Annotated in this window: 15 protein-coding genes and 3 pseudogenes; 8 read left to right on the top strand and 10 right to left on the bottom strand. The window is 59.8% G+C overall.

Annotated elements, in window-relative coordinates; genetic code table 11:
- The 4 genes and pseudogenes from JCM25414_RS18655 to JCM25414_RS08875 all read right to left on the bottom strand — a co-directional run.
- Positions 1-189, bottom strand: a pseudogene (locus JCM25414_RS18655) (energy transducer TonB); the annotation flags it as partial.
- A gap of 385 nt (positions 190-574) precedes the next feature.
- Positions 575-1,641: pseudogene (gene prfB / locus JCM25414_RS18660) on the bottom strand (peptide chain release factor 2).
- A 93-nt stretch (positions 1,642-1,734) separates the two neighbouring features.
- A pseudogene (locus tag JCM25414_RS26010) lies at positions 1,735-4,367 on the bottom strand (penicillin-binding protein 1A).
- 551 nt (positions 4,368-4,918) lie between these two features.
- Entirely contained in the window at positions 4,919-6,049 is a 1,131-nt protein-coding gene (locus tag JCM25414_RS08875; RefSeq protein ID WP_242403474.1) for an SMP-30/gluconolactonase/LRE family protein, read from the bottom strand.
- A 307-nt stretch (positions 6,050-6,356) separates the two neighbouring features.
- Here JCM25414_RS08875 and pgm point away from each other — a divergent pair, with 307 nt between their 5' ends.
- Together pgm and JCM25414_RS08885 are read left to right on the top strand one after the other, a co-directional pair.
- Positions 6,357-8,003 carry a phosphoglucomutase (alpha-D-glucose-1,6-bisphosphate-dependent) gene (pgm, locus tag JCM25414_RS08880; RefSeq protein WP_025841413.1) on the top strand — a complete coding sequence of 549 codons (1,647 nt, stop codon included), beginning with the start codon at positions 6,357-6,359 and terminating at the stop codon, positions 8,001-8,003.
- A gap of 105 nt (positions 8,004-8,108) precedes the next feature.
- Complete coding sequence (locus tag JCM25414_RS08885; RefSeq protein WP_025841414.1) at positions 8,109-9,503, top strand: alpha/beta hydrolase family protein; 1,395 nt, start codon at positions 8,109-8,111, stop codon at positions 9,501-9,503.
- Between the two features lie 14 nt (positions 9,504-9,517).
- Here the strand turns inward: JCM25414_RS08885 and JCM25414_RS08890 are convergent, their stop codons facing one another.
- The 5 genes from JCM25414_RS08890 to hemC form a co-directional block, all read right to left on the bottom strand.
- Entirely contained in the window at positions 9,518-10,087 is a 570-nt protein-coding gene (locus tag JCM25414_RS08890; RefSeq protein ID WP_025841415.1) for a cytochrome b, read from the bottom strand.
- 12 nt (positions 10,088-10,099) lie between these two features.
- Positions 10,100-10,285, bottom strand: coding sequence for a plastocyanin/azurin family copper-binding protein (locus JCM25414_RS24920; RefSeq protein WP_242403465.1), 186 nt, complete (start codon positions 10,283-10,285; stop codon positions 10,100-10,102).
- Positions 10,282-10,536: a cupredoxin domain-containing protein gene (locus tag JCM25414_RS24925; protein WP_242403466.1), complete on the bottom strand. Its 255-nt coding sequence runs from the start codon at positions 10,534-10,536 to the stop codon at positions 10,282-10,284. The genes JCM25414_RS24920 and JCM25414_RS24925 overlap by 4 nt, the downstream gene beginning before the upstream one ends.
- A 60-nt stretch (positions 10,537-10,596) precedes the next feature.
- On the bottom strand, positions 10,597-12,831 hold the full coding sequence (katG, locus tag JCM25414_RS08900) for a catalase/peroxidase HPI (protein WP_035443031.1): 2,235 nt from the start codon (positions 12,829-12,831) through the stop codon (positions 10,597-10,599).
- 157 nt (positions 12,832-12,988) lie between these two features.
- The gene (hemC, locus tag JCM25414_RS08905; RefSeq protein WP_025841417.1) at positions 12,989-14,041 is read right to left on the bottom strand and encodes a hydroxymethylbilane synthase; all 1,053 of its coding nucleotides are present in this window, start codon (positions 14,039-14,041) and stop codon (positions 12,989-12,991) included.
- A 363-nt stretch (positions 14,042-14,404) separates the two neighbouring features.
- Here hemC and JCM25414_RS21710 point away from each other — a divergent pair, with 363 nt between their 5' ends.
- Together JCM25414_RS21710 and JCM25414_RS08915 are read left to right on the top strand one after the other, a co-directional pair.
- Positions 14,405-15,541 carry a TonB-dependent receptor plug domain-containing protein gene (locus JCM25414_RS21710; protein WP_025841418.1) on the top strand — a complete coding sequence of 379 codons (1,137 nt, stop codon included), beginning with the start codon at positions 14,405-14,407 and terminating at the stop codon, positions 15,539-15,541.
- Positions 15,542-15,629: 88 nt separating this feature from the next.
- On the top strand, positions 15,630-16,427 hold the full coding sequence (locus tag JCM25414_RS08915; RefSeq protein ID WP_148301016.1) for a TonB-dependent receptor domain-containing protein: 798 nt from the start codon (positions 15,630-15,632) through the stop codon (positions 16,425-16,427).
- 38 nt (positions 16,428-16,465) lie between these two features.
- Here the strand turns inward: JCM25414_RS08915 and JCM25414_RS08920 are convergent, their stop codons facing one another.
- Positions 16,466-17,158, bottom strand: coding sequence for a GntR family transcriptional regulator (locus JCM25414_RS08920; RefSeq protein WP_025841420.1), 693 nt, complete (start codon positions 17,156-17,158; stop codon positions 16,466-16,468).
- A gap of 176 nt (positions 17,159-17,334) precedes the next feature.
- On the opposite strand from JCM25414_RS08920, the gene JCM25414_RS24930 reads away from it, so the two are divergent.
- The 4 genes from JCM25414_RS24930 (at position 17,335) to JCM25414_RS08930 (ending at position 21,013) form a co-directional block, all read left to right on the top strand.
- Positions 17,335-17,730 (top strand): Plug domain-containing protein, encoded by a 396-nt coding sequence (locus tag JCM25414_RS24930; protein WP_051535795.1) that lies wholly within the window; start codon positions 17,335-17,337, stop codon positions 17,728-17,730.
- Entirely contained in the window at positions 17,730-18,827 is a 1,098-nt protein-coding gene (locus JCM25414_RS24935; protein ID WP_051535796.1) for a TonB-dependent receptor, read from the top strand. Before JCM25414_RS24930 ends, JCM25414_RS24935 begins: the two co-directional genes overlap by 1 nt.
- Positions 18,828-18,847: 20 nt before the next feature.
- Positions 18,848-19,666, top strand: coding sequence for a TonB-dependent receptor domain-containing protein (locus JCM25414_RS24940; RefSeq protein ID WP_051535797.1), 819 nt, complete (start codon positions 18,848-18,850; stop codon positions 19,664-19,666).
- A gap of 63 nt (positions 19,667-19,729) precedes the next feature.
- Positions 19,730-21,013 carry a cation:dicarboxylate symporter family transporter gene (locus tag JCM25414_RS08930; protein ID WP_025841421.1) on the top strand — a complete coding sequence of 428 codons (1,284 nt, stop codon included), beginning with the start codon at positions 19,730-19,732 and terminating at the stop codon, positions 21,011-21,013.
- Positions 21,014-21,021 lie beyond the last annotated feature (8 nt).

Genomic DNA, 21,021 nt, shown 5'->3' on the forward strand with positions numbered 1-21,021 from the left:
TGGCGGCGGCGGCGGCGGCTTCTTCGGTTCCGTGATGATCTTCGTCTTGATCGGCGGATGGAACTGTTCGACGATTTTCGAACCCAGACCGTTCATCAAGGCGTAGATCACAACGACGTGGAAGAGCACGGCGATTGCGATGCCGACGATGTACTTCGTCGGGCGTCGCTCCTGCTCGGCGTAGTTCATCGGTTGTGTCACTCCAAACCCTCTGTCCTGTGCCCCACACCTCTCTCGCGAGAGGGGCGGACCGACTTGAAATTATCGCAACCGCCTCATGCGATTTGCGTTCCGGTCAAGCGTCAGTTTGGCCGACACATCCCGAAATGTTTACCATGCTCCTGACGCATGGCTCCCGTGCAAATTGGGCAAAGGTAAGGCACTGCTGTCAAGTCAGTTTCGTTTCGTTCATGCCGTTTTCCCGATCGCGTTGGTTTGCATACCAGCGACACGACACTTTGAGACACAGTGAAACGGAACATTAATTCACTGCAAGAGTAATATTTGTGAAACGCGCAAAAAGGGGCCGAAAGTCTTGCACAGCAAGAGATTCAGCCCCCTAACCGCGCCCTGCTCATTGCGCTGTGGCGCTCGCCTCCGAACGCGTTGCGCCCACGCGCTGGGCCAGCGCCGCAGACATGAAACTGTCCAGTGCGCCATCCAGCACCGCGCCGGGATTGCCCGTTTCCACACCCGTTCGCAGATCTTTGACCAACTGATACGGCGCCAGAACATACGACCGAATCTGATGTCCCCAACCGATTTCGGTCTTTGCCGCCTCGGTCTGGGCTGCCGCGGCCTCACGCTTTTGCAGCTCGGCCTCGTACATACGCGCCTTCAGCATCTGCATGGCCGTGGCACGGTTGCGATGCTGAGAACGGTCTGTCTGACACGCCACAACGATTCCTGTCGGGATATGCGTGATGCGAATCGCCGAATCGGTCTTGTTGACGTGCTGACCACCCGCGCCGGAGGCTCGGAAGGTGTCGACCTTCAGATCGCTGTCGTTGATCTCGATCTCGATCGTATCGTCGACGACCGGGTAGACCCAGACCGATGCGAATGATGTCTGGCGACGCGCTGCCGCATCGAAGGGCGAAATGCGCACCAGACGATGCACACCGGCCTCGGTCTTGAGCCAGCCATAGGCATTGGCACCGGTCACCAGCAGCGTAGCGGATTTGATGCCCGCCTGCTCGCCCTCGCTGGTTTCCATGACTGTCACCTTGTAGCCACGCTGCTCTGCCCAGCGGGTGTACATGCGCAGCATCATTTCGGCCCAGTCCTGAGCTTCGGTGCCACCAGCGCCTGCATTGACCTCGATATAGCAGTCATTGCTGTCTGCCTCGCCCGATAGCAGGCTCTCGATCTGACGAGCGTTGGCCTGCTCGGCCAGCTTGCGCAGGGTTGCCACGCTTCGGCCACGGTGTCCTGATCCTGCTCGTCCTCAGCCAACTCAACCAGTTCGAGCATATCGACCGTGTCGCGCTCGATCTTCTCGACACCTTCGATCTGCGTAGCCAGAAGCGTGCGCTCGCGCATCAGCTTCTGTGCAGCGTCGGCATCGTTCCAGAGATCGGGGTCTTCTACGCGGTGATTGAGTTCCGCGAGTCGTGTCTGTGCAGCATCCCAGTCAAAGATGCCTCCTCAGCAGTGCCACCGACTGCTTGATCTGCTCCGATAGGGCCTCGGTTTCGGCCGACATTGTTCATGCTCCCAGAAAAGGTTTGTGCCTCAATAAAGCCCGCCCATGCCGATGTCACCCGGAGGTTGAGCATTGGGGGCCTGAAGTTTCTTCGGAGCGCCCGAATTCTCGCCATTGGGATCGCCTGTACCGGCCTGACTGGCTGCTCCGGCCATATCGGTCTCCGTATCGTACAGATCGGTCCCGGTATCGGCGGCCGTCAACGCCTCGGTGCCCGCGCCGAAGCCATGCAGCGCGATGCTCATGCCCGGCACCTGGTCGGCCTTGAACCCGTCAACGGCCATGATACGCCCCGTATCGTAACGGGCCAGCGTCACGCCGTCAGGCACGCGGAACTTGAGTTCGGGCCGGCCCTCGATCGCGACCTTCATGAAGCGGTTCCAGATCGGACCTGCGATTCGTCCCCCCGTCTCGCTCTTGCCCAGTGATTGCGGGGTATCGAACCCGATCCAGACAATCGTGACGATATCGGGGGTAAATCCGGCAAACCAGGCATCGCGGAAATCCTGGCTGGTGCCTGTCTTGCCTGCGATTTCGCGCGTGATGCCCTGCCCTGCAATCCTGCCCGTACCGCGGCTGATGACGTCCTGCATCATCGCCGTGATCTGATAGGCACTGGCCGCGCTCGCAACCTGGCGTCGGTTATCCTGCAAATGGGGCACCTCCACGCTGCCTGCCACAGGCTGGCTGGCAGGCGCTTGCACCGGTAGCGCTGGTGTGGCGGGCGGCACACCAGCGTCAGGCGCAGGCGCGCTCGGCATCGCGGGTGCTACCGTGGCAGTCTGGTTCGGAGCCTGCATCGTCTTGCCGAGGGCGACAGTTTCGGGCTTCCAGAGGACGCTGCCATCGCGATCAAGGACAGCATCGATCAGAGACGGTGTGACGAGCTTGCCGCCATTGGCGATGGTGGCATAGGCTCCTGCCTCACGCAGCACCGTTGTCTCGACCGCACCTAGGGCTGCGGGCAACACATGCGGCATCTGATCGACCAGGCCGATGGAGATGGCCATATCGGCCACGGATTTCATGCCCAGATGAGCGGCAAGGCGAATGGTGACGAGGTTGCGGCTTTCACGCAGCGCGTCATGCAGCGTGGTCGGCCCCCAGTTATCCTCTTCGTAGTTTTTCGGATGCCAGTCACCGTAGGAGACCGGTGCGTCATCGAATTTCTCAGAAGGCGGAATGCCCTGCTCCATCGCATCGAGATAGACGAAGGGCTTGAACGATGACCCCGGCTGACGCAGCGCCTGTGTCGCTCGGTTGAACTGGGACTCCTTGAACGACCATCCGCCCACCATGGCCAGAACGCGTCCGGTGCGCGCATCCAGGCTGACAAGCGCGCCCTCGACCTTCGGCACCTGACGCACGGCAACACGCCCTGAATCGGCCTGGGGTTCGATCATGATCACGTCACCGACGGCCAGAGTACCGCCACTGCGCATCCAGCCGAGATCCTTGGGCAGAACCTGCCCTTCCTGCGTCTCACCATGCGAGAGCCAGCCCACACGCCCCTGTGCCGGGTTGAGCACAACGGCGAGACGCCACTGGTCGATCATTCCCGCCGGGGGCGTGACATTCTTGAGCGCAGCAGCCCAGCTCTCGCCTGCATCATGCAACTTTGTAACCGGTCCGCGCCAACGACTATGCCCACGATCATACTCCATGAGCCCTGTCTCAGGCTGAGTGTCGCAGCGTCCTGCAATTTGCGGTCGAGGCTGGTATGCACCTCAAGACCACCCTGCATGGCGCGATCGGGACCATAACGATCAATCAGCTGCCGGCGCACCTCGCTGCCGAACCACTCCGCATTGGGCAGCGGGCCGAAGCGCACCGCGTCATGCGGGATGAGCGGCTCTTTCTGCCCGGCCTCAGCGGCCTCCCGCGTGATGGCGTGGATTTCGGCCATACGATCCAGCACCCAGTTGCGTCGTTCGATAGCGCGCTCAGGATGGCGATAGGGGTTGTAATTGGCGGGCGATTTCGGCAGCGCCCCCAGAAACGCAGCTTCGGCATCGGTCAGCTGGTCGAGCGGCTTGTTGAAATAGGTCTGCGCTGCGGCAGCCACACCATAGGCGCCGTTACCGAGATAGATACCATTGAGGTATATCTCGAGAATCTTGTCCTTGCTGAGCGTCTGCTCAATCCGCAGGGCGAGCAGGGCCTCTTTCTCCTTGCGTTCAAGCGTGCGCGCGTTGCTGTTGAGCAGCATGTTGCGCGCCACCTGCTGGGTGATGGTCGACGCCCCCAGAGCGCGCTTGCTGCGATGGGTCAGATTGGTCAGCTCGGCACGGATGATGGCGAGCGGATCGAGCCCCGCATGGGTATAGAAATTCTGATCTTCAGGGGCGATGAATGCGTTTTTCACCCGCTCGGGAATGGCGTTGATCGGTACATAGATCCGTCGCTCGGCGGCAAGCTCCGCCATGATGCGATCGTCTGACGTATAAATCCGGCTGACCGTCGGCGGTTGATAGGTCTTGAGCGTATCGACACTCGGCAGGTCAGAGGCAATCCGCTCATATTGGTGCCAGACGAAAAGGCCGGATCCCGCGACCCCGACCAGCACGATGCCCGTTGCAATCGCAAGACCCTGACGCCAGCGCCTGAAGCGCGGCCCACGAGGTGACCCCACTTCGGCCCGGTCGGCCGCCACCCCGGCCACCCATTGGCGCGCGTGGCGGCGCCCCCCCCGTCAGACGCGGCGGCAAGCCACAGGGACGGGAATGCATCGGAAGAAAGGGCGGTAGAAGAGCGGATCATGATGAAAGATGTAGCAGCCTTGAGGAGACACGTCGCCCCCTGCAAACACGGGATAGGGGCACCAATATGGCAGGCCCGGTCGGGCCGTCACTGCCGACACTTCCCAACGGGGAAACGCCGGACCCGTTCCCTTATCGGGGCAGGGATCAATCCTCGCCTCTGTCTTTGTTCATCCGGTTTATAGGAAACTCAACAAGGTCGCTTGATCGACGAGATGAGAGTGAACAGCCAGCACGCATCCGAGTGAAAGTAAACGTTTCTCACCGTCCCGGACGTCCAGACGAAGCAGGAGAATCTGGCCCTTCGCTCAGCGGCAGAAAGCGACACCATGTTTCCCCTACACTTAGCCTGTATAGCCCCCCCCTAAGGTCACATGACCAATCCGGGAAATTGCACGCGGAAAAATAATTCCGCGCGCAGACTTTCAAAATCGTTTTTTATCCGAAATCACTATCAGGACGGTGCAGCTCCCTGTACGCCAACCTGGAGCATGAACAACGCGCTACCGGCACACATGATGATGTGATCGCGCTTGGGCCCGGCGAAAGTCAGATTCGAGCAGCCCTGCGGCAAGCGAATGCGACCGATCAGCACACCGAGCGGGTTGAACACAAACACGCCGCACAGGCCAAGAGGCCCCGTCACGCCGCACCACAGATTGCCGAACACATCGGCCCGGAATCCGTCCGGATTCATCTGCGCCCCATGAAAGCGCATATCGGCAAACACGCGGCCGTTCGTCAGGCTGTCACCCTGCACGTCATAGACATGGATCGCCTGATCGCCCCCTTTTTTCTGGCCTGGTCCCGCCGGGGTAGAAGCGATGTAGAGCTTCTTGAAATCGGGCGAGAAGACGAGACCATTCGGGCAGGTGATATCCTTTTCTGCCAGAACCGCCTTGAGCGTACCGTCAGGGGCGAGGCGAAACACATGGTCCTGCTGACGCTTCGTGCCACCGATCTCGCCGATCAGCTCGCGGCCGATCTTCCATTTGATCTTGCCATCAGGATTCGTCGGGCCGCCCGGCTCGTCAGCATGGCCCTCGGTTATATTCGTGCCATAGCCCGGATCGGTGAACCAGATGCTGCCATCCGGGTGAATCACTACATCATTGGGTGAATTGAGCCCCTTGCCTTCGAATTTATCGGCCAGGACCGTGACGCTGCCATCATGCTCGAACCGGACGACGCGACGAAAGAAATCCTCGCAGGTGATCAGACGGCCCTGATAGTCGAAGCAATTGCCATTGGCCGAATAGCTGTCCGCACGAAATTCGGTGACTTCGCCCGTTTCCCAGATATAGCGCAAAGCCTTGGACTGCACGACATCGCTGAATACGAGATAGCGGCCTTCACTGCTCCAGGCCGGGCCTTCGCTCCAGATGCCCTTGTCCCAGATGCGTTTGATGGGCGCTGCAAAATAGGTCAGGGCGTTGAAGGACGGATCGAGCGCAAGCACGTCGGGATCGGGAAAATAGGCGGGTCCAGCGGCGCTGCCCCATTGACGGACGGGCTGGCTGATGACGCTCGGCGGGCTGGCCGTGGCTTCGGAAGCTGCGCGTGCCGGGATGGCGGCACAGGCCATTCCCCCAAGCGCCGTGGTCAGAAACCCTCTGCGGGCGAGGGGCATTTTCAGGTCCATCATATCGTCCTGTGTGACTATGTCATTGGCATGCGCCACCGAGCATAACGCCACGCCGGGCCATCCAGACCAAAACGGTTTTGTATCAAGTTATTATCAACCATTCGTGACGAATGTCACATGATGGGTTTTTACCCACCGGAGACCTCTCAAAAGAGAAGGCAACCAGACACGCCACATTGACTTCAAGCCGTCAGGCGGTTTCACCTGACGCCATAAGGTTTGTCCGCACGATCAAGGATCCGATTTCATGACGACTGTCAGCCCCCTCGCCGGAAAGACGCTGCCCGCAGCCGATCTGGCCGATATCCCAGCCCTGATCTCGGCCTATTACAATCGCAAGCCTGACCCTGCCATCGCCACGCAGCGCGTGTCGTTCGGCACATCGGGTCATCGCGGGTCGTCGCTGCATACCAGCTTCAACGAAAATCATATTCTGGCCATCAGCGAGGCCATCTGCCGCTATCGCAAGGACAAGGGCATTAACGGCCCGCTCTTTATCGGCATCGATTCCCACGCTCTCTCAGGCCCGGCGCAACGCTCCGCCATCGAGGTTTTTGCCGCACACGGGATGGAAGTGCGCATTGATTGCCACGACCGCTTCACCCCCACGCCGGTCGTCTCTCATGCCATTCTGACGTATAATAAAGGTCGCACCGAAAACCTGGCCGATGGCGTGGTCATCACCCCGTCGCATAATCCGCCGATCGATGGCGGCTTCAAATATAACCCGCCCCATGGTGGACCGGCCGATACTGACATCACGAAGGTGATCCAGGATCAGGCCAATGCCTTTCTCTCTGCCGGGATGAAAGACGTGCATCGCCTGCCTTATGAGGAGGCCCGCCAAGCCGATTGCGTGCGCGGCCATGATTTCATCACGCCCTATGTCGACGATCTGGGTGCGGTGATCGATATGGACGCCGTTCGCAACAGCACCATCCGTATCGGCATCGATCCACTCGGTGGCGCGGCCCTCGATTACTGGCCTGCGATCATCAAGAAATACAACCTCAAGGCCAAGATCGTCAGTAAAGAGCTCGACCCGGCTTTCGGCTTCATGACGGCAGACTGGGACGGACAGATCCGTATGGATTGCTCCTCTCCCTATGCCATGGCACGGCTGATCGGCATGGGGTCGGAATTCGACGTCGCTTTTGCCACGGATACGGATGCTGACCGCCATGGGATCGTCTCGCGCCCTGACGGGCTGATGAACCCCAATCACTATCTCGCTGTTGCCATCTGGTATCTCTTCACCCAGCGCAAGGACTGGGCCGCCAGCGCGAAGATCGGCAAGACGCTGGTCAGCTCGGCCTTGATCGACCGTGTGGCCAAAAAGATCGGCCGCGATGTGGTGGAAGTGCCGGTCGGGTTCAAATGGTTCGTCGACGGCCTCTATGACGGCAGCCTTGGTTTCGGTGGGGAGGAAAGCGCAGGAGCTTCCTTCCTGCGTCGTGATGGCAGCGTCTGGTCTACTGACAAGGACGGTCTCATTCTCGGCCTTCTGGCCGCAGAAATAACCGCTGTCACCGGCAAGACACCGGCAGAGCATTACCATGCACTCACTGCCGAACTCGGCGCGCCGTTCTATCAGCGCATCGATGCGGCAGCGAACCCGGAACAGAAGGCCATTCTCTCGAAACTCACCCCCGAAAAACTTTCGATGACGCATCTGGCGGGCGATCCCGTCACGGCAACGTTGACGCGCGCGCCGGGTAATGATGCCGCCATCGGCGGCCTGAAAGTGACGACCGATAATGGCTGGTTCGCCGCTCGCCCCTCGGGCACGGAAGATGTCTACAAGATCTATGCCGAGAGTTTCGTCAGCGAAGCCCATCTGAAACAGATCCAGAAGGATGCCCAGACCGCCATCTCGGCACTCTTCAATGCCTGAGGCAGCGAGGCCCTTTTCCTGCGGGAAAAGGGCCTTTTTTATGCAAAGCCTTACGACAGAGCGTGGGGAAATGTAGGCGGCGCATCGATCGGAAAGGGCTTGATCATGATTTTTCGTCGTTACGCCTATCTGGCTTTTCTCGCCTGCCAGGCTCTGACACCGGCCTGCGCTCGTACGCTCTCGGGCGACTGGCGTGGCGCGCTCTTATTGCCGCAAGGCGCGACGCTTCCGCTCGTTCTGCATATGAAGGAAAAAAGGGCAGGCTGGAGCGCCTCGCTGGACAGCCCGATGCAAGGCGCGTTTGGCCTCGCCGTTCAGGACGTGACACTCGACGGCAAAACCCTCACGCTCACTTTGCCAACACTCGGCGCCCGGTACATCGCTCAGGTAAATGGGCACGACAACAGCCTCGAAGGGACATGGTATCAGGGTACGAGTTATCTGCCCCTCACCCTGATACAATCGGCCCCGGCCCCTCCACCAATAATGAGCCGCCCGCAGATCCCCCACCCGCCTTTCCCCTATCGGAGCGACGAGGTGGCGTTCGATAATCCCGCAGGTCCGGCTCATCTGACCGGCACCCTCACCCTGCCCGCAGGCAAAGGACCGTTTCCCGCAGTGTTGCTCATCACCGGCTCAGGGTTGCAGGACCGGGACGAAACGATTTTTGGCCATAAGCCTTTTCTCGTCTGGGCAGACACACTCACCCGTCGCGGCATTGCCGTGCTGCGTGTCGATGACCGTCAGAAAGGCGGCTCGACCGGGCCGGTCAGCACCGCGACCACGCAGGATTTCGCGCACGATACCGAAGCGGGTCTGACCTATCTGCAGCATCGGAAGGATATCGATCCGCACAGGATCGGGCTCATGGGCCATAGCGAAGGCGGCATCATCGCTCCGATGATTGCACAGAGAGACCAGAACGTAGCCTTCATCGTCCTGCTGGCTGGACCGGCAACCAGAGGACGGCAGATCATTCTGGCTCAGCAAGACCATGCCGCGAGGCAGCAGGGGAACTCCGACGCGGCGATCGCGGCCGCTGATACCGCCTATAACGGCCTCATGGACACGCTGTCTCCCGACCAGTCACAGGCCGACGCGGACCAGGCGGCTCAGGCATTCTGGGCGCGCCAGCATCCGGATAGCCCCGCCCCGCCTCCGCAACTAAAAGTCCTGACATCGCCATGGATGCGGTTTTACGATCGTTACGATCCGGCGCCTGCCCTGGCGAAGACCACATGCCCGGTTCTCGCTGTTATCGGTGCGAAAGACCGGCAGGTGCCGCCCGATCAGACCCTGCCGGCTCTGAAAGCCGCGCTTGCCCGAAACAGCCAGGCGACGATCAGCGTGCTTCCGGGTCTGAACCATCTCTTCCAGAAAGCCAACACAGGCGACGTTTCGGAATATGCTCGTATCGAGGAGGATATCGACCCGGAGGCTCTTTCAGTCGTGGGAGACTGGATCATCGCGCAAACCGCCCGCCGAGGAATCACCCCGTAGAGGCGCAGTTTTCTTCAGAAGCGTTCTCCGAAAGGGAAGCGTGGCAGTATCTGGGTAAAAACGCCATCCTTCCTGATCAGGCCATGCCAGGTAGCCGCCGCGATATGACTGACCACAAGGGCCGCCAGTAGCCATCCCGCCCAGTGATGCACCGAACGGAGTGGCGCCTCGAAACGACCATCGGCAGGAAAAGGAAAAAGTGGCCAGTCGAACAGGCCGAACAGGCTCAAAGGCAGCGCCAGACTCGATGTCGAGGCCAGAGCCCACCCGCTCAGGGGCGAAGCCACCTGCCCGACATAAAGCAGGAAATGGGTCAATGCCGCGAACGTTCTGACAGTGGGTGCCACCGAGCCCGGTAGAGACGGCGGTTTGTGGCCCAGACGCCAGAGAATACGCAATCCAATCAGAACGAGCGCCACGATGCCGAGAGCGCGATGGGCCTGAAAAAGGGAGAATGCCAGCATATCATCGAGCGTCACATGATCCATGACCAGACCCATCGCGATCTGGATCAGGATAAGCGCGGCGATCAACCAGTGGAGCAGAGAAGCAACGACCGTATAGCGTGCATCGTCCTGCTTCATGACGCCCTGCCCTCAGCTATGATCGAGCTGGGTAAAGAGCTGGTCGAATCGCTGCTTTGCAGCGCCCGGCTGCGGCACTCCCTTCGCTGCCGTCTCGTTCACAGGCTTGTCGACCACGACGAGCCCGACCATGCCGAGAAAATAATGCGGCAGGCATTTATAGCCATAGAGGCCCGGCTTCGAAAAAGTGACGCTCACATCATGCCCCATCTGGCCCGCGAAAGGCGTCGCGCCGTCAGGATCATACCGGGTATGGACTGGGCGTTGTGCCCCGGATCACTGGCCACGAAATGGACTGTGTCACCCGGATGGATATGCACGATAGCCGGGTCGAAGCCTCTGCCGCCATTGGCGGCGTGAGACAGCATCTTGACCTCAACCGTTGCCGCCTGGGCAGCAAGGGGCATCATGGCGGCGCAGAGCGCCAGGGCGCGTATCGTTCTGGACATGGGTTATTCTCCCGACCCGCCAGCGCCGCAGCACTGACGGGTTCTTGCGTTTTCAGACGCTCAGTTGCGGTGCAGATCGAAACGGTCGAGCGTCATGACCTTGGTCCAGGCCTTGGCGAAATCATTGACGAATTTCGACTTGGCATCATCCGAGGCATAGACCTCAACCACGGCGCGCAGCTCGGCGCTTGCACCGAAAATCAGATCGACCGAGGAGGCCGTCCAGCGCTGCTTGTTGGTCTCACGGTCGAAACCGTCATAGACACCCGGCTGAGAGGCCGATTTTTCCCAACGCGTGGACATATCGAGCAGATTGACGAAGAAGTCGTTGCTCAGCGTGCCCGGACGGGTTGTCAGAACACCCTGCCCGGAATGGGCCGTGTTGATGTCGAGCACACGCAGCCCGCCCAGCAGAACCGTCATTTCCGGCACTGTCAGATCGAGATTACCCGCACGATCGACCAGCATTTCGGTAGGCGATTTCTCATCCTGCTCCGCACGGTAGTAGTTGCGGAAGGCATCGGCGCTGAGTTCGAGCAGGGCAAAGCTCTGCTTGTCGGTCTGCTCCGGCCCGGCATCCACACGACCCGGTGCGAAAGGCAGATCAAGGCTGACACCGGCCTTCTTCGCCGCCTGCTCGACACCGACATTGCCCGACAGCACGATCACATCGGCCAGAGAGACCTTGCGACCATGATGATTGGCGCTGTTGAAGTGCTTCTGCACGGCTTCGAGCTTCGGCAGAACGGTCTGCAGATCGGCCGGATCATTCACCGCCCAGTCGCTCTCGGGAGCCAGACGGATACGGGCACCATTGGCCCCACCGCGATGGTCGGAGGTGCGGAAAGACGCGGCAGAGGCCCAGGCGGTCTTGATCAGGTCGCGTTCTGAAACGCCTGATGCCGCAATCGCCTTCTTCAGCTCACGGATATCGGCCTGGTTGATCATCGCGCCCTGCGCCGCGGGAAGCGGGTCCTGCCACAGGAAATCGGCTGCCGGGACTTCAGACCCGAAATAACGCGATTTCGGCCCCATATCACGGTGGGTCAGCTTGAACCAGGCATGAGCGAATGCATCGGCAAACTGCTCGGGATGAGCCGCCCAGCGCGTGATGATGGCGCGATAGGACGGATCGGTGCGCAGCGCGATATCGGTCGTGAACATCATGAGCGGATGCGCCTTGGTCGGGTCGCTGGCATCCGGCACGATGTTCTCGGCGTCCTTGGGCATCCACTGGATGGCACCGGCAGGGCTCTTTGTCTTGACCCATTCATGGCCAAGCAGATTATCGAGATATTGCGAGGTAAAGTGGATCGGATCGGCCGACCAGGCGCCTTCAAGCCCGCTGGTAATGGCGTCGGTCGCCTTCAGCTTGCCCTTCACGCAGTGATTGGCCCAGCCCAGACCCTGCTGCTCGACAGGAGCGGCTGCAGGAGCGTCCCCTACGCATTTGGTGGCGGAAGCCGCACCATGTGCCTTGCCGAAGGTGTGGCCACCGGCGATCAGCGCCACGGTTTCTTCATCGTTCATGGCCATGCGGCCAAAAGCGAGACGGATCATATCGGCGGCAGCGGCCGGATCGGGCACGCCATTGGGGCCTTCGGGATTGACGTAGATCAGGCCTTTGGTGGTCGAGGCGAGCGGCTTGGGCAGATGACCGCCGGGCTCAACGCTGGACTTCTTGATCTGCGAATCGACGTTCGAGCTCATGAACTGGGTGCCGGGGCCCCAGTAAACCAGTTCGCTTTCCCAGTCATCGGCGCGACCGCCGGCAAAGCCAAGGGTCTTGAAGCCCATGGATTCAAGCGCAACATTGCCGGTCAGCACCATCAGATCGCCCCAGGAAAGGTCGCGACCGTATTTCTTCTTGACCGGCCAGAGCAGACGGCGGGCCTTATCCAGGCTTGCATTATCGGGCCAGCTGTTCAGCTGCTCGAAACGCTGTTCGCCGCCTTCTTCACCGCCGCGGCCATCCATGGCGCGATAGGTACCCGCCGCATGCCAGGCCATACGCACGAAGAACGGCGCATACGTGCCGTAATCGGCAGGCCACCAGGGCTGCGACTGGGTGAGGGTCTTGCGGATATCGGCCTTGACCGCATTCAGGTCCAGCTTCTGGAAATCATGCGTGTAGTCGAAATCGGCACCATAAGGGTTGGACTCGGCGGCGTGCAGGCGCAGCGGGGCAAGGCTGAGGCGGGTCGGCCAGAAGAATTCGTTGGGCTTTTCGATACCGTCAGCCTGCGCCGAACGAGGCATGGTGGTCAGGGTCGTGGTGGCAATCAGAATCGCCATACCGCATTTCAAGAGCTTCACTTCAATACTCCCAATTTCATGATAATGACACGACGAATGCCGAGATCATTATTGTTATGTTTTATCTAGAAACCATTCTGTTATTTATCCAACCGATTGTTCTTATATCTCTGACAGGAATTACCGGGTCAGAGACTCACCAGCCCGGCTGGCCGATCAAACGGTCGAAAACAGCTTCTGGCGTGTCACGACGGAGCATGGCGGCCATTTCGGCACCCAGCGCCGCAGCCTCTCCCGGCTGGCCTTCGATACGGCGCCTGACGACGCACCCACCGTCTTCGGAGGCGATAAGCCCATGCAGGATCAACCTGCCTTTCTCCATACGGGCAAAGCCGCCGATGGGCGTGCGGCACGAACCGTCGAGCGCCTCAAGCAAGGCACGCTCAGCGGTTGCAGCAATGCGCGTTGCCGTGTCTTCGATACCAGCAAGGAGCCCCCGCAACCCCGTGTCGCGCCGACGCAACGTTATGCCGATGATGCCCTGACCGCAGGCAGGCAGCATCGTCTCCGGCTCGAAAACGACATCGGCGCGTGAGCCGAGGCCGAGGCGATTCAGACCGGCCAGCGCCAGAAAAGTCGCATCGCAGGCCCCTTCCTCCAGCTTGCGCAGTCTTGTCTGCACATTGCCGCGTATCAGACAGAAACGCAGATCAGGGCGCCGCGCCAGCAACTGGGCCTGACGACGAATGGAGGCACAGCCGATCACCGCGCCCTTCGGCAGACAATCCAGGGCATCCCCTCCTGCGACAACAGCATCACGGTCGCGCAGCACCAGAGCATCGCGCGGGTCTTCACGACGGAGCGTGCAGTCCAGAACCAGATCATCGGGCAAAAAGGTTTCCAGATCCTTGAGGCTATGCACGGCAAAATCGATGACGCCTGCGCGCAGCGATTCATGGATCTCTTTCGAGAACAGTCCCTTCCCGCCGATATCGGCCAGTCGTCTGACCTGATCGCGATCGCCGCGTGTCGAGATAGGACATTCCTGCAAGGAACCGAAAATCTCGAGAAAGGGATAAGCCGCCCCTAGCTGCGCCATGAAACTGCGCGACTGCACAAGCGCCAGAGGTGAAGCCCGCGTGCCGATACGCAGCGTCCGGCCGAAAGCCGGATGCTGAAGAAGCTCCCGCGGCAGAGCGGCGGCAGCAATCGGATCGATCGACAGGGGGCGTGCGAGTGTCAGGGTCATGACAAAAGGGAATACAATCTGACCCGAACCACATTGTAACTGTTAGTTCCGGGATCAGTGACAGGCATGACCTATTGAAACGGTCTCTTGGGAACGGACGGAGAAGCCTCAAGGACTACCCGTATCAGGGAGAGCCCTGTGCTTTGCCCGCCACAGTGAAGATAATCCGCATCAATCAGGTTCATCAGCAGAGAGTAGCTACTTGTTAAATGATAATGATTCTCATTATCACAAAACTTTCTGTCTCTGGAAGGTTCCCTCTCTTATGCATCGCCGCTGCGTGCGCCCCAGCAAGGCCGAAACGATTCAGCCACCCGTTATATCTGCCTCGCCCTGATAACGGGATCGCTCTGCCTGCCAGACATGGCACTGGCTGACGACACCGAGAAAGCAACCGGCACCACGACAATCACGCCAGCGAAGAAAACGAAAACGGCCAGAGGCGAGGCCGAGAGCGCAAATCCGACAGAAACGATCATCGTGGTCGGCGACAAGCTTGACCGGCTGCAAAACACCAATAGCGCCACGACGATCCTGCGTCATCTCGACGCCAGCGAGTATCGGTCGCTTTACGATGTGGTAAATCGCGTGCCGAACATGATCGGCAATGCCGCCGATATTCCAACCATACGCGGTATGACCGGCTCGGGGGCAGCTGGCGGCATTTTCAGCCTGATGTCAGGCAGCCGCCCAAGAACAGCCACCATCATAGATGGCCTGCCCGAAACCTATTCGGGTCAGCGTTATGTCGATGCAGGCACATGGGACATGGATCAGGTCAGCGTCCTGCGCGGCCCACAGGCCACGACGCAGGGTCGAAATGCCATCGGTGGCGCCATCACGCTCAATTCGAAGGCACCGACGCAATACTGGCAGGCAGGCGTCAGAGGCGGCTATGAAAGCGCAGGCAGCAAGGGCGTTTTTGCCGGGGTTCTATCCGGCCCGATCATCAAGGACGAGCTGGCCTTTCGCATTACGGGCGATGGCGTGCGGGGCGATAGTTATATCCGCTATCCAGGCGATGGCTGGCCTTTCAACCCGCATGAGGTGAGCCAGACCTCGATACGCGGCAAGCTGCTCTGGACGCCTAAAATCCTGCCCGATCTCAAGGTCACGCTCATGGGCTGGCATCGCGAGCAGCATGGCGAATATCTCTATACCGCGACCGGCCTCGATCTGTTTCGCTATCGCTTCGACAATCCCGACATGAATACGCGCATTTCGGATTCCAGCATCGATCAGGCCAGTTTGCGCGCCAGCTATCGAATCAGCCCGTCTCTGACAAACGAACTGACCTATGGCCATGTCTGGTACAACGCGCTCTTTCATCAGGGCAACGCCTCGGCAGTGCCAATAGCCTGGGGCATCTCGCCCTGCGCGAACAGAACAATACCGTTGAAGACCGGCTGGTTCTTGCCCCGGCCCATAGCCGTCTCAATGGCGTGGCCGGATTCTATTATTTCAACCGCGACCAGACCATCCGCTCGGATATGGGCGTGAACGGCCCCGATGCCGAACGCACCTATGCAGGCTATCTCGATGGCACCCTGCACCTGATCGGCGGCCTGAGCCTGATCGCCGGTGCCGTGTGGAACGGGAGGAACAGGCGCGCAATGTGGCGCTCTCATGGGGAAAAGTCGCCCTCAATGCGGGCACGACCATGTTCCTGCCAAAGGGTGGATTGAGCTACAGCTTCACCCCGGTCACAAGCGCCAGCTTTACCGTCAGACGCGGCTATAATCCGGGCGGTGGCGCCATCGACTGGGATAACGGCACCTATTACCAGTACGGCAAGGAAACGGTGACGACCTATGAGCTGGGCGGCCATACCGAGCTTCTGGATCGCAAACTCAGCCTGAACACCAATCTGTTTTACAACGACTATCATGATTATCAGGACCTGCTGAACTATACCTTCGTCAATATCCCGCATGGGCGCAGCCTGGGTCTCGAGCTCGAAGCGATCTATCACGTCACGAAAAGCCTCGAGCTATTCGGTGGGCTCGGTCTTCTGGACACCAAAATTCTCGACGCGCCTGAGGCCTACCGCTCGGTCGTAGGCAAGAAGTTCAGCAACGCTCCCTCGGCAACGCTCAATATCGGCGTGGAGAAAAGCTTCAGAAACGGCTTCTTCTTGGGCGCCAATTTCAACCGTGTAGGCAGTTACTCGTCACAGGTCGAAAGCGGCACGGGGTTGGTCGCAGGCGACTACAATGTGCTCAATGCGCATCTGGGTTACCGCACGCGCCATTACACGATCCGCTTCTATATGAAGAACCTGACCAACGAGAATATCCTGTTCAGCGGTCGCACCAACTGGGCCGGTCTACAGGCCCAGATCGGCCAGCCACGGGCTTTCGGCTTCACGATCGACGGGCGGCTCTAGCCCCAATTTCCTGCCCTGCGGAAACAGGGCAGGCATTTTCATGAGTCGGCGAGAGCTCCGCCCAATCCGGCATGACGATTGCTGCGGGCGCGGTTACGCAGGGCTTTTTCGAGATGCACCAGATGGTCCTGCGTGATGCGTATGGCCTTGTCCCTGTCGCCACGCTCCATGGCGGCAATCAGCTCACCATGGTCGTTGCAGGAATGCTGCGCATCTTCTTCCGACTGATAGAGTGCCGAAATCAGCACGGTGCGCGCTGTCAGGTTTTCGAGAATATCGGCCAGAACCGAGTTGCCCAGCACATCGGCGATATGCACATGGAAATGCCCGAGCAGATAGGAGCGTCTCGCCAGATCCTGCCCGGCAATGGCGCCCTGCTGGGCCATGTGATGGGCACGCAGACGCGCAATGGCTTCGGGCGAAACAAGCGCATGATCCATGATCAGCCCGGTCTCGACGGCGCGTCTGGCTTCGATGATCTCACGCGCCTCGGCCACGGTCGGTTCGATCACGAACCAGCCGCGACGCGGTGAAACATCGACCAGTCCGCGGCTGCTGAGGCGTATCATCGCCTCACGCACCAATGTGCGCGACACTCCGAAGATCTCGCCAACCTCTTTCTCACCGAAGCGCTCGCCAGGCGCGATTCGGCCTGAAAGAACCGCATGGATGATCCGCTCTTCGATCACGAGGCCACTGGCACGTTCCGGGTCGAGTTTCTGATGCTGCATGAATGTTTTATGCGCTGGGCAAAGACCCAAGGCAAGCGGGTTGCATCGTATCGGACCAGCAACAGTCAGACGCGGATTTCACAAATTTTTCATTTCGCCGTGGAACTGTTCCAGTTTGTATTCTAGTTAGTATACAAGTCCTGCCTATACGAGAATTATCGCTGTCGGAGCCGTCCATGTCCCCCCTGAAGACCCATCGCCCCTCGCGCATGATGTCCTGTCGGACAGTTCTGCTCGTCTCGACCATTGTGGCGTCGCCTCTCCTCCTGACACTTGCTTCATCGGCACAGGCGGCCACCGCCACCTCGCACGCCAAACCCGCCGCACATAAAAAGAGTCAGGCACGCGCACCGCTTAATAGCGGCAGCGAAACGGTTCAGGTTGCTGCCCGTCGCGGCGTAACCAGCGCCGGGCAGCACAACGCCCATTCGGAAACCATCCTGTCGCGTCAGGAATTGCAGAACCGGAACGTTCGGCAGCTGACCGATATCGTGCGCGTGGCCCCCAATCTGACCATCCAGCCGAGCTTCGGCAGTGCGGCGCTGAATTTTGCCCTGCGTGGCGTGGGCTGATGGATTTCACCCAGAACAACACGCCTTCGGTCATGCCCTATGTCGATGGCGTGGCGTATCCGGTCAGCATCATGACCACCGGTATGCTGTTCGATATGGACGATATCTCGGTGGCCCCCGGTGCCTCGGGCTTTACCCATGGCCAGTCCACCACGGGTGGCGAGATTAATTTCCATACGGGCGATCCGACGCAGAGCTTTCACGCCGGTCTGACAGAAGACATCGCGAGCTATGGCCGCAACCGTGTTGAGGGTTTTGTCTCCGGCCCGCTCTCGCGCAGTGTTTCCTACCGCATCGCGGGCCAGTCGCAGACCGGCGGCGGGTTTCAGCATAACGGCCAGGGCGTCGGCTACGGCAACAGCAATATCGGCGCCCTGCGCGGCAAGCTGCGCTGGCAGATCGACGAGACCTCGCGTCTTGATATCGGCGGCCACTGGACAACCGACCAGTCGGAATCGTCGTCAGGGCATAATCTCTACAATGCCTATGGCGTGCCGGTTACCAACGATATCTATCAGACAGCCTGGGGTCTGGACCCACGCTTTGCCAAGATCATCGGCATCAACGCCAACAACCCGAAACCCCGTGAGGATAATCTCTTCTGGGGCGCGAATATTCGCTACACCAAGGAATTCAACTGGGCACGCCTGTGGACACAGAGCGCCTATGAGATGGTGGACGAGCATGAATTGACCAACCAGACCAACTCGGTTCTGTCTTATGGCAACATGTTCCGCAACAACCAGACCAACGTGTTCTCTCAGGAAATAAAGTTGGAATCCCGCGACCCGAAGGCACGCTTCCATTGGGAAACGGGAATGTATTATAGCCGTGCCCGCATGGCGCAGAGCTTCTGGTACGACAGCTCCGACCGCCCCGGCACGACGCCGCTGAACGAAACCGCCTATCGGCAGAACCAGCAGAATTTCAATCAGTATGTGCAGCTCAGCTATCGCATCCTGCCCAAGCTGACCCTGATTGGCGCGATCAATCACGAATCAGACGATCGCCAGATGCTCAATCTGACCAGCACCAACGTCAATCTCAATACTGGCCTCGCCACGTCACAGACCAATTTCGGCAGCGCCGGTGCCTGACCAACCAGTTTGGCGGGCGCGTGGGTCTGCAATATCAGGTCACGCCCAATATCATGGGCTATGCGATCTTCTCCAAAGGCTTCAAGCCGGGCGGGTTCTCGGCCAATATCACGCAGAATGCCAACCAGCTTCGCCCCTTCAAGCCAGAATCCGTGCTGACCTATGAGGGTGGATTCAAGTCGATGCTGTTCGACCGCCGTCTGCGCTTCAACGCTGCCGGGTTCTATTACGATTATCGCGACCAGCAGCTTCTGGGCAGCATTCTGGTGCCGCCTTATGGCGTGCTTGGCGGTTACGTGAACGCCCCACGCTCCTATATCTACGGCGCGGAATTCGACATCGAGGCGCATCCCTTCCATGGTCTGACGCTGACGCAGAATTTCGGCTATCAGAACGGCGTCTATACACAGTTCCAGAGCCTGAATCGCAGCGCTACCACAGCGCAATTCGCCTCTACGGGCGTCTGGTCGCCGGTGTTTACCAATTATAACGGCTATAATATGGGCCTCGCGAACCTCACCCTCTCGGGGGCTGCGGTCTATACCTGGCCGATGTTCCGCGATTATCGCATGACCTTCGACGTCGATTACAATTATCGCGGCGCGCAGACACAGCCCCAGCATATCGGTGATGGCGGCATCTATCGCGCCCCGGCATATTTTCTCGTTAATTCCTTCCTGACCTTCGCAGCCCCCAAACAGCATTGGTCACTGACGGTCTATGGTCAGAATCTGGCCGATCGACGCTACTGGCTGTCGGGCGGCACGCAGGCCACCTTCTATGGCGTTATTCCCGGTCTGCCCCGTTTCGTTGGTGCCAAGATCAACGTAACCTATTGATGTTCCTACTGCCGGGCCCGCCTTGCGCGCCCCAGCTGCAGATTTTCTGGCCGGAGAGTTGATTTGAGCGCCCATGACCTGAAGACACCCGCCCGATATCGCCCCGGTATTTTCGTTCAGGTCATTATCGCCACCATAGGCGGCATTCTTCTCGGGCTTTTTGCCCCGCATCTCGCCCATCAATGCCGATGGCTGATCGATCTCTTTCTGCGGCTCATCCTGATGATCGTGGGGCCCTTGCTGTTCTGCATCGTCGTGAGCGGCATTACCGGGGCGGGCTCGCTGGGGGCGGTCGGGCGGCTCGGTAGCCGGGCGCTCATCTATTTCGAAGCCATGACCACGATCGTGCTGCTTCTCTCCGTCGGCGCTGCCCTGCTGCTCCATCCGGGGCGCGGCATGAACTACACGCCTAGCGTGGAAGACGCCCATGCCGTGGCAAGCTATGCCGCCAATGCCCATGCGCTGCACGGCCAGGGCGTGACAGGCTTTATTCTCAACCTCATTCCCCGCTCGCCGATCGCTGCCTTTGCCGACGGCAATATTCTCCAGATCCTGTTCTTCGCCGTGCTGCTGGGCTGCTGCCTGTCGCGACTGGGTGAGGCAGGTGCGCCCATCACGAAGCTCATCGACAGCTTTTCGGCCCTTTTCTCGCGCATGATGCGCGTCATCATCGCGACCGCCCCCCTTGGCGTGTTCGGCGCGGTTTCGACGACTGTGGCCCAATACGGGCTGGACGCCATCGATCATCTGGCACTTTTCGTCATTCTCTATTTCAGCGCCATCGCCGTGTTCATCGTCGTCATTCTCGGCGGGTTGCTACAGCTCTGCGGCATCAACCCGCTGCGCTTTGCGCGCTATTTCCGCGAGGAAATTCTGATCGTCACGGCAACCACCAGCTCCGATTCCGTGCTGCCGAGCATCATGACCAAGCTCGAAGCGATGGGCATTCCGCGTCAGGTCGTGGGACTGGTGGTGCCTGCGGGGTATTCGCTCAATCTCGACGCACTCTCTATCTATCTCGGTTTCGCCGTCGTCTTTCTGGCCGAGGTCACCCACACACCACTTACCCTCACCCAGATCCTGTCGATGCTGGCAACGGCGCTCATTACGTCGAAAGGCGCGCATGGCGTGCCGGGCATTGCCATCGTCGTTCTGGCCGCCACCATGGCGGCCGCCCCTTCCATTCCGCTTTCAAGCCTCGTTCTGCTGATCGCCGTCGACTGGTTCAGCGGTATCGCGCGCGCCGTCGGCAATCTGGCAGGCAATTGCGTCGCGCCCGTAATCCTTGCAGCATGGGAGGGCGCACTCGACCGCGAACGGGCACAGAAGATGCTCGGCTCCCAATAACCGCTGAA

Origin of the sequence: Asaia platycodi JCM 25414, assembly GCF_000614545.1 — a bacterium.
Lineage (GTDB): Bacteria > Pseudomonadota > Alphaproteobacteria > Acetobacterales > Acetobacteraceae > Asaia > Asaia platycodi.

Coding starts and splice junctions, on each gene's coding strand:
- hemC (WP_025841417.1), bottom strand. CDS start 14,041: ATGACCCTGACACTCGCACGCCCCCTGTCGATCGATCCGATTGCTGCC.
- JCM25414_RS08890 (WP_025841415.1), bottom strand. CDS start 10,087: ATGAAGCAGGACGATGCACGCTATACGGTCGTTGCTTCTCTGCTCCAC.
- JCM25414_RS08875 (WP_242403474.1), bottom strand. CDS start 6,049: ATGGCCTGTGCCGCCATCCCGGCACGCGCAGCTTCCGAAGCCACGGCC.
- JCM25414_RS08885 (WP_025841414.1), top strand. CDS start 8,109: ATGATTTTTCGTCGTTACGCCTATCTGGCTTTTCTCGCCTGCCAGGCT.
- JCM25414_RS24935 (WP_051535796.1), top strand. CDS start 17,730: ATGGATTTCACCCAGAACAACACGCCTTCGGTCATGCCCTATGTCGAT.
- JCM25414_RS24930 (WP_051535795.1), top strand. CDS start 17,335: ATGTCCCCCCTGAAGACCCATCGCCCCTCGCGCATGATGTCCTGTCGG.
- pgm (WP_025841413.1), top strand. CDS start 6,357: ATGACGACTGTCAGCCCCCTCGCCGGAAAGACGCTGCCCGCAGCCGAT.
- JCM25414_RS24925 (WP_242403466.1), bottom strand. CDS start 10,536: ATGTCCAGAACGATACGCGCCCTGGCGCTCTGCGCCGCCATGATGCCC.
- JCM25414_RS08920 (WP_025841420.1), bottom strand. CDS start 17,158: ATGCAGCATCAGAAACTCGACCCGGAACGTGCCAGTGGCCTCGTGATC.
- JCM25414_RS21710 (WP_025841418.1), top strand. CDS start 14,405: ATGGCACTGGCTGACGACACCGAGAAAGCAACCGGCACCACGACAATC.
- katG (WP_035443031.1), bottom strand. CDS start 12,831: ATGGCGATTCTGATTGCCACCACGACCCTGACCACCATGCCTCGTTCG.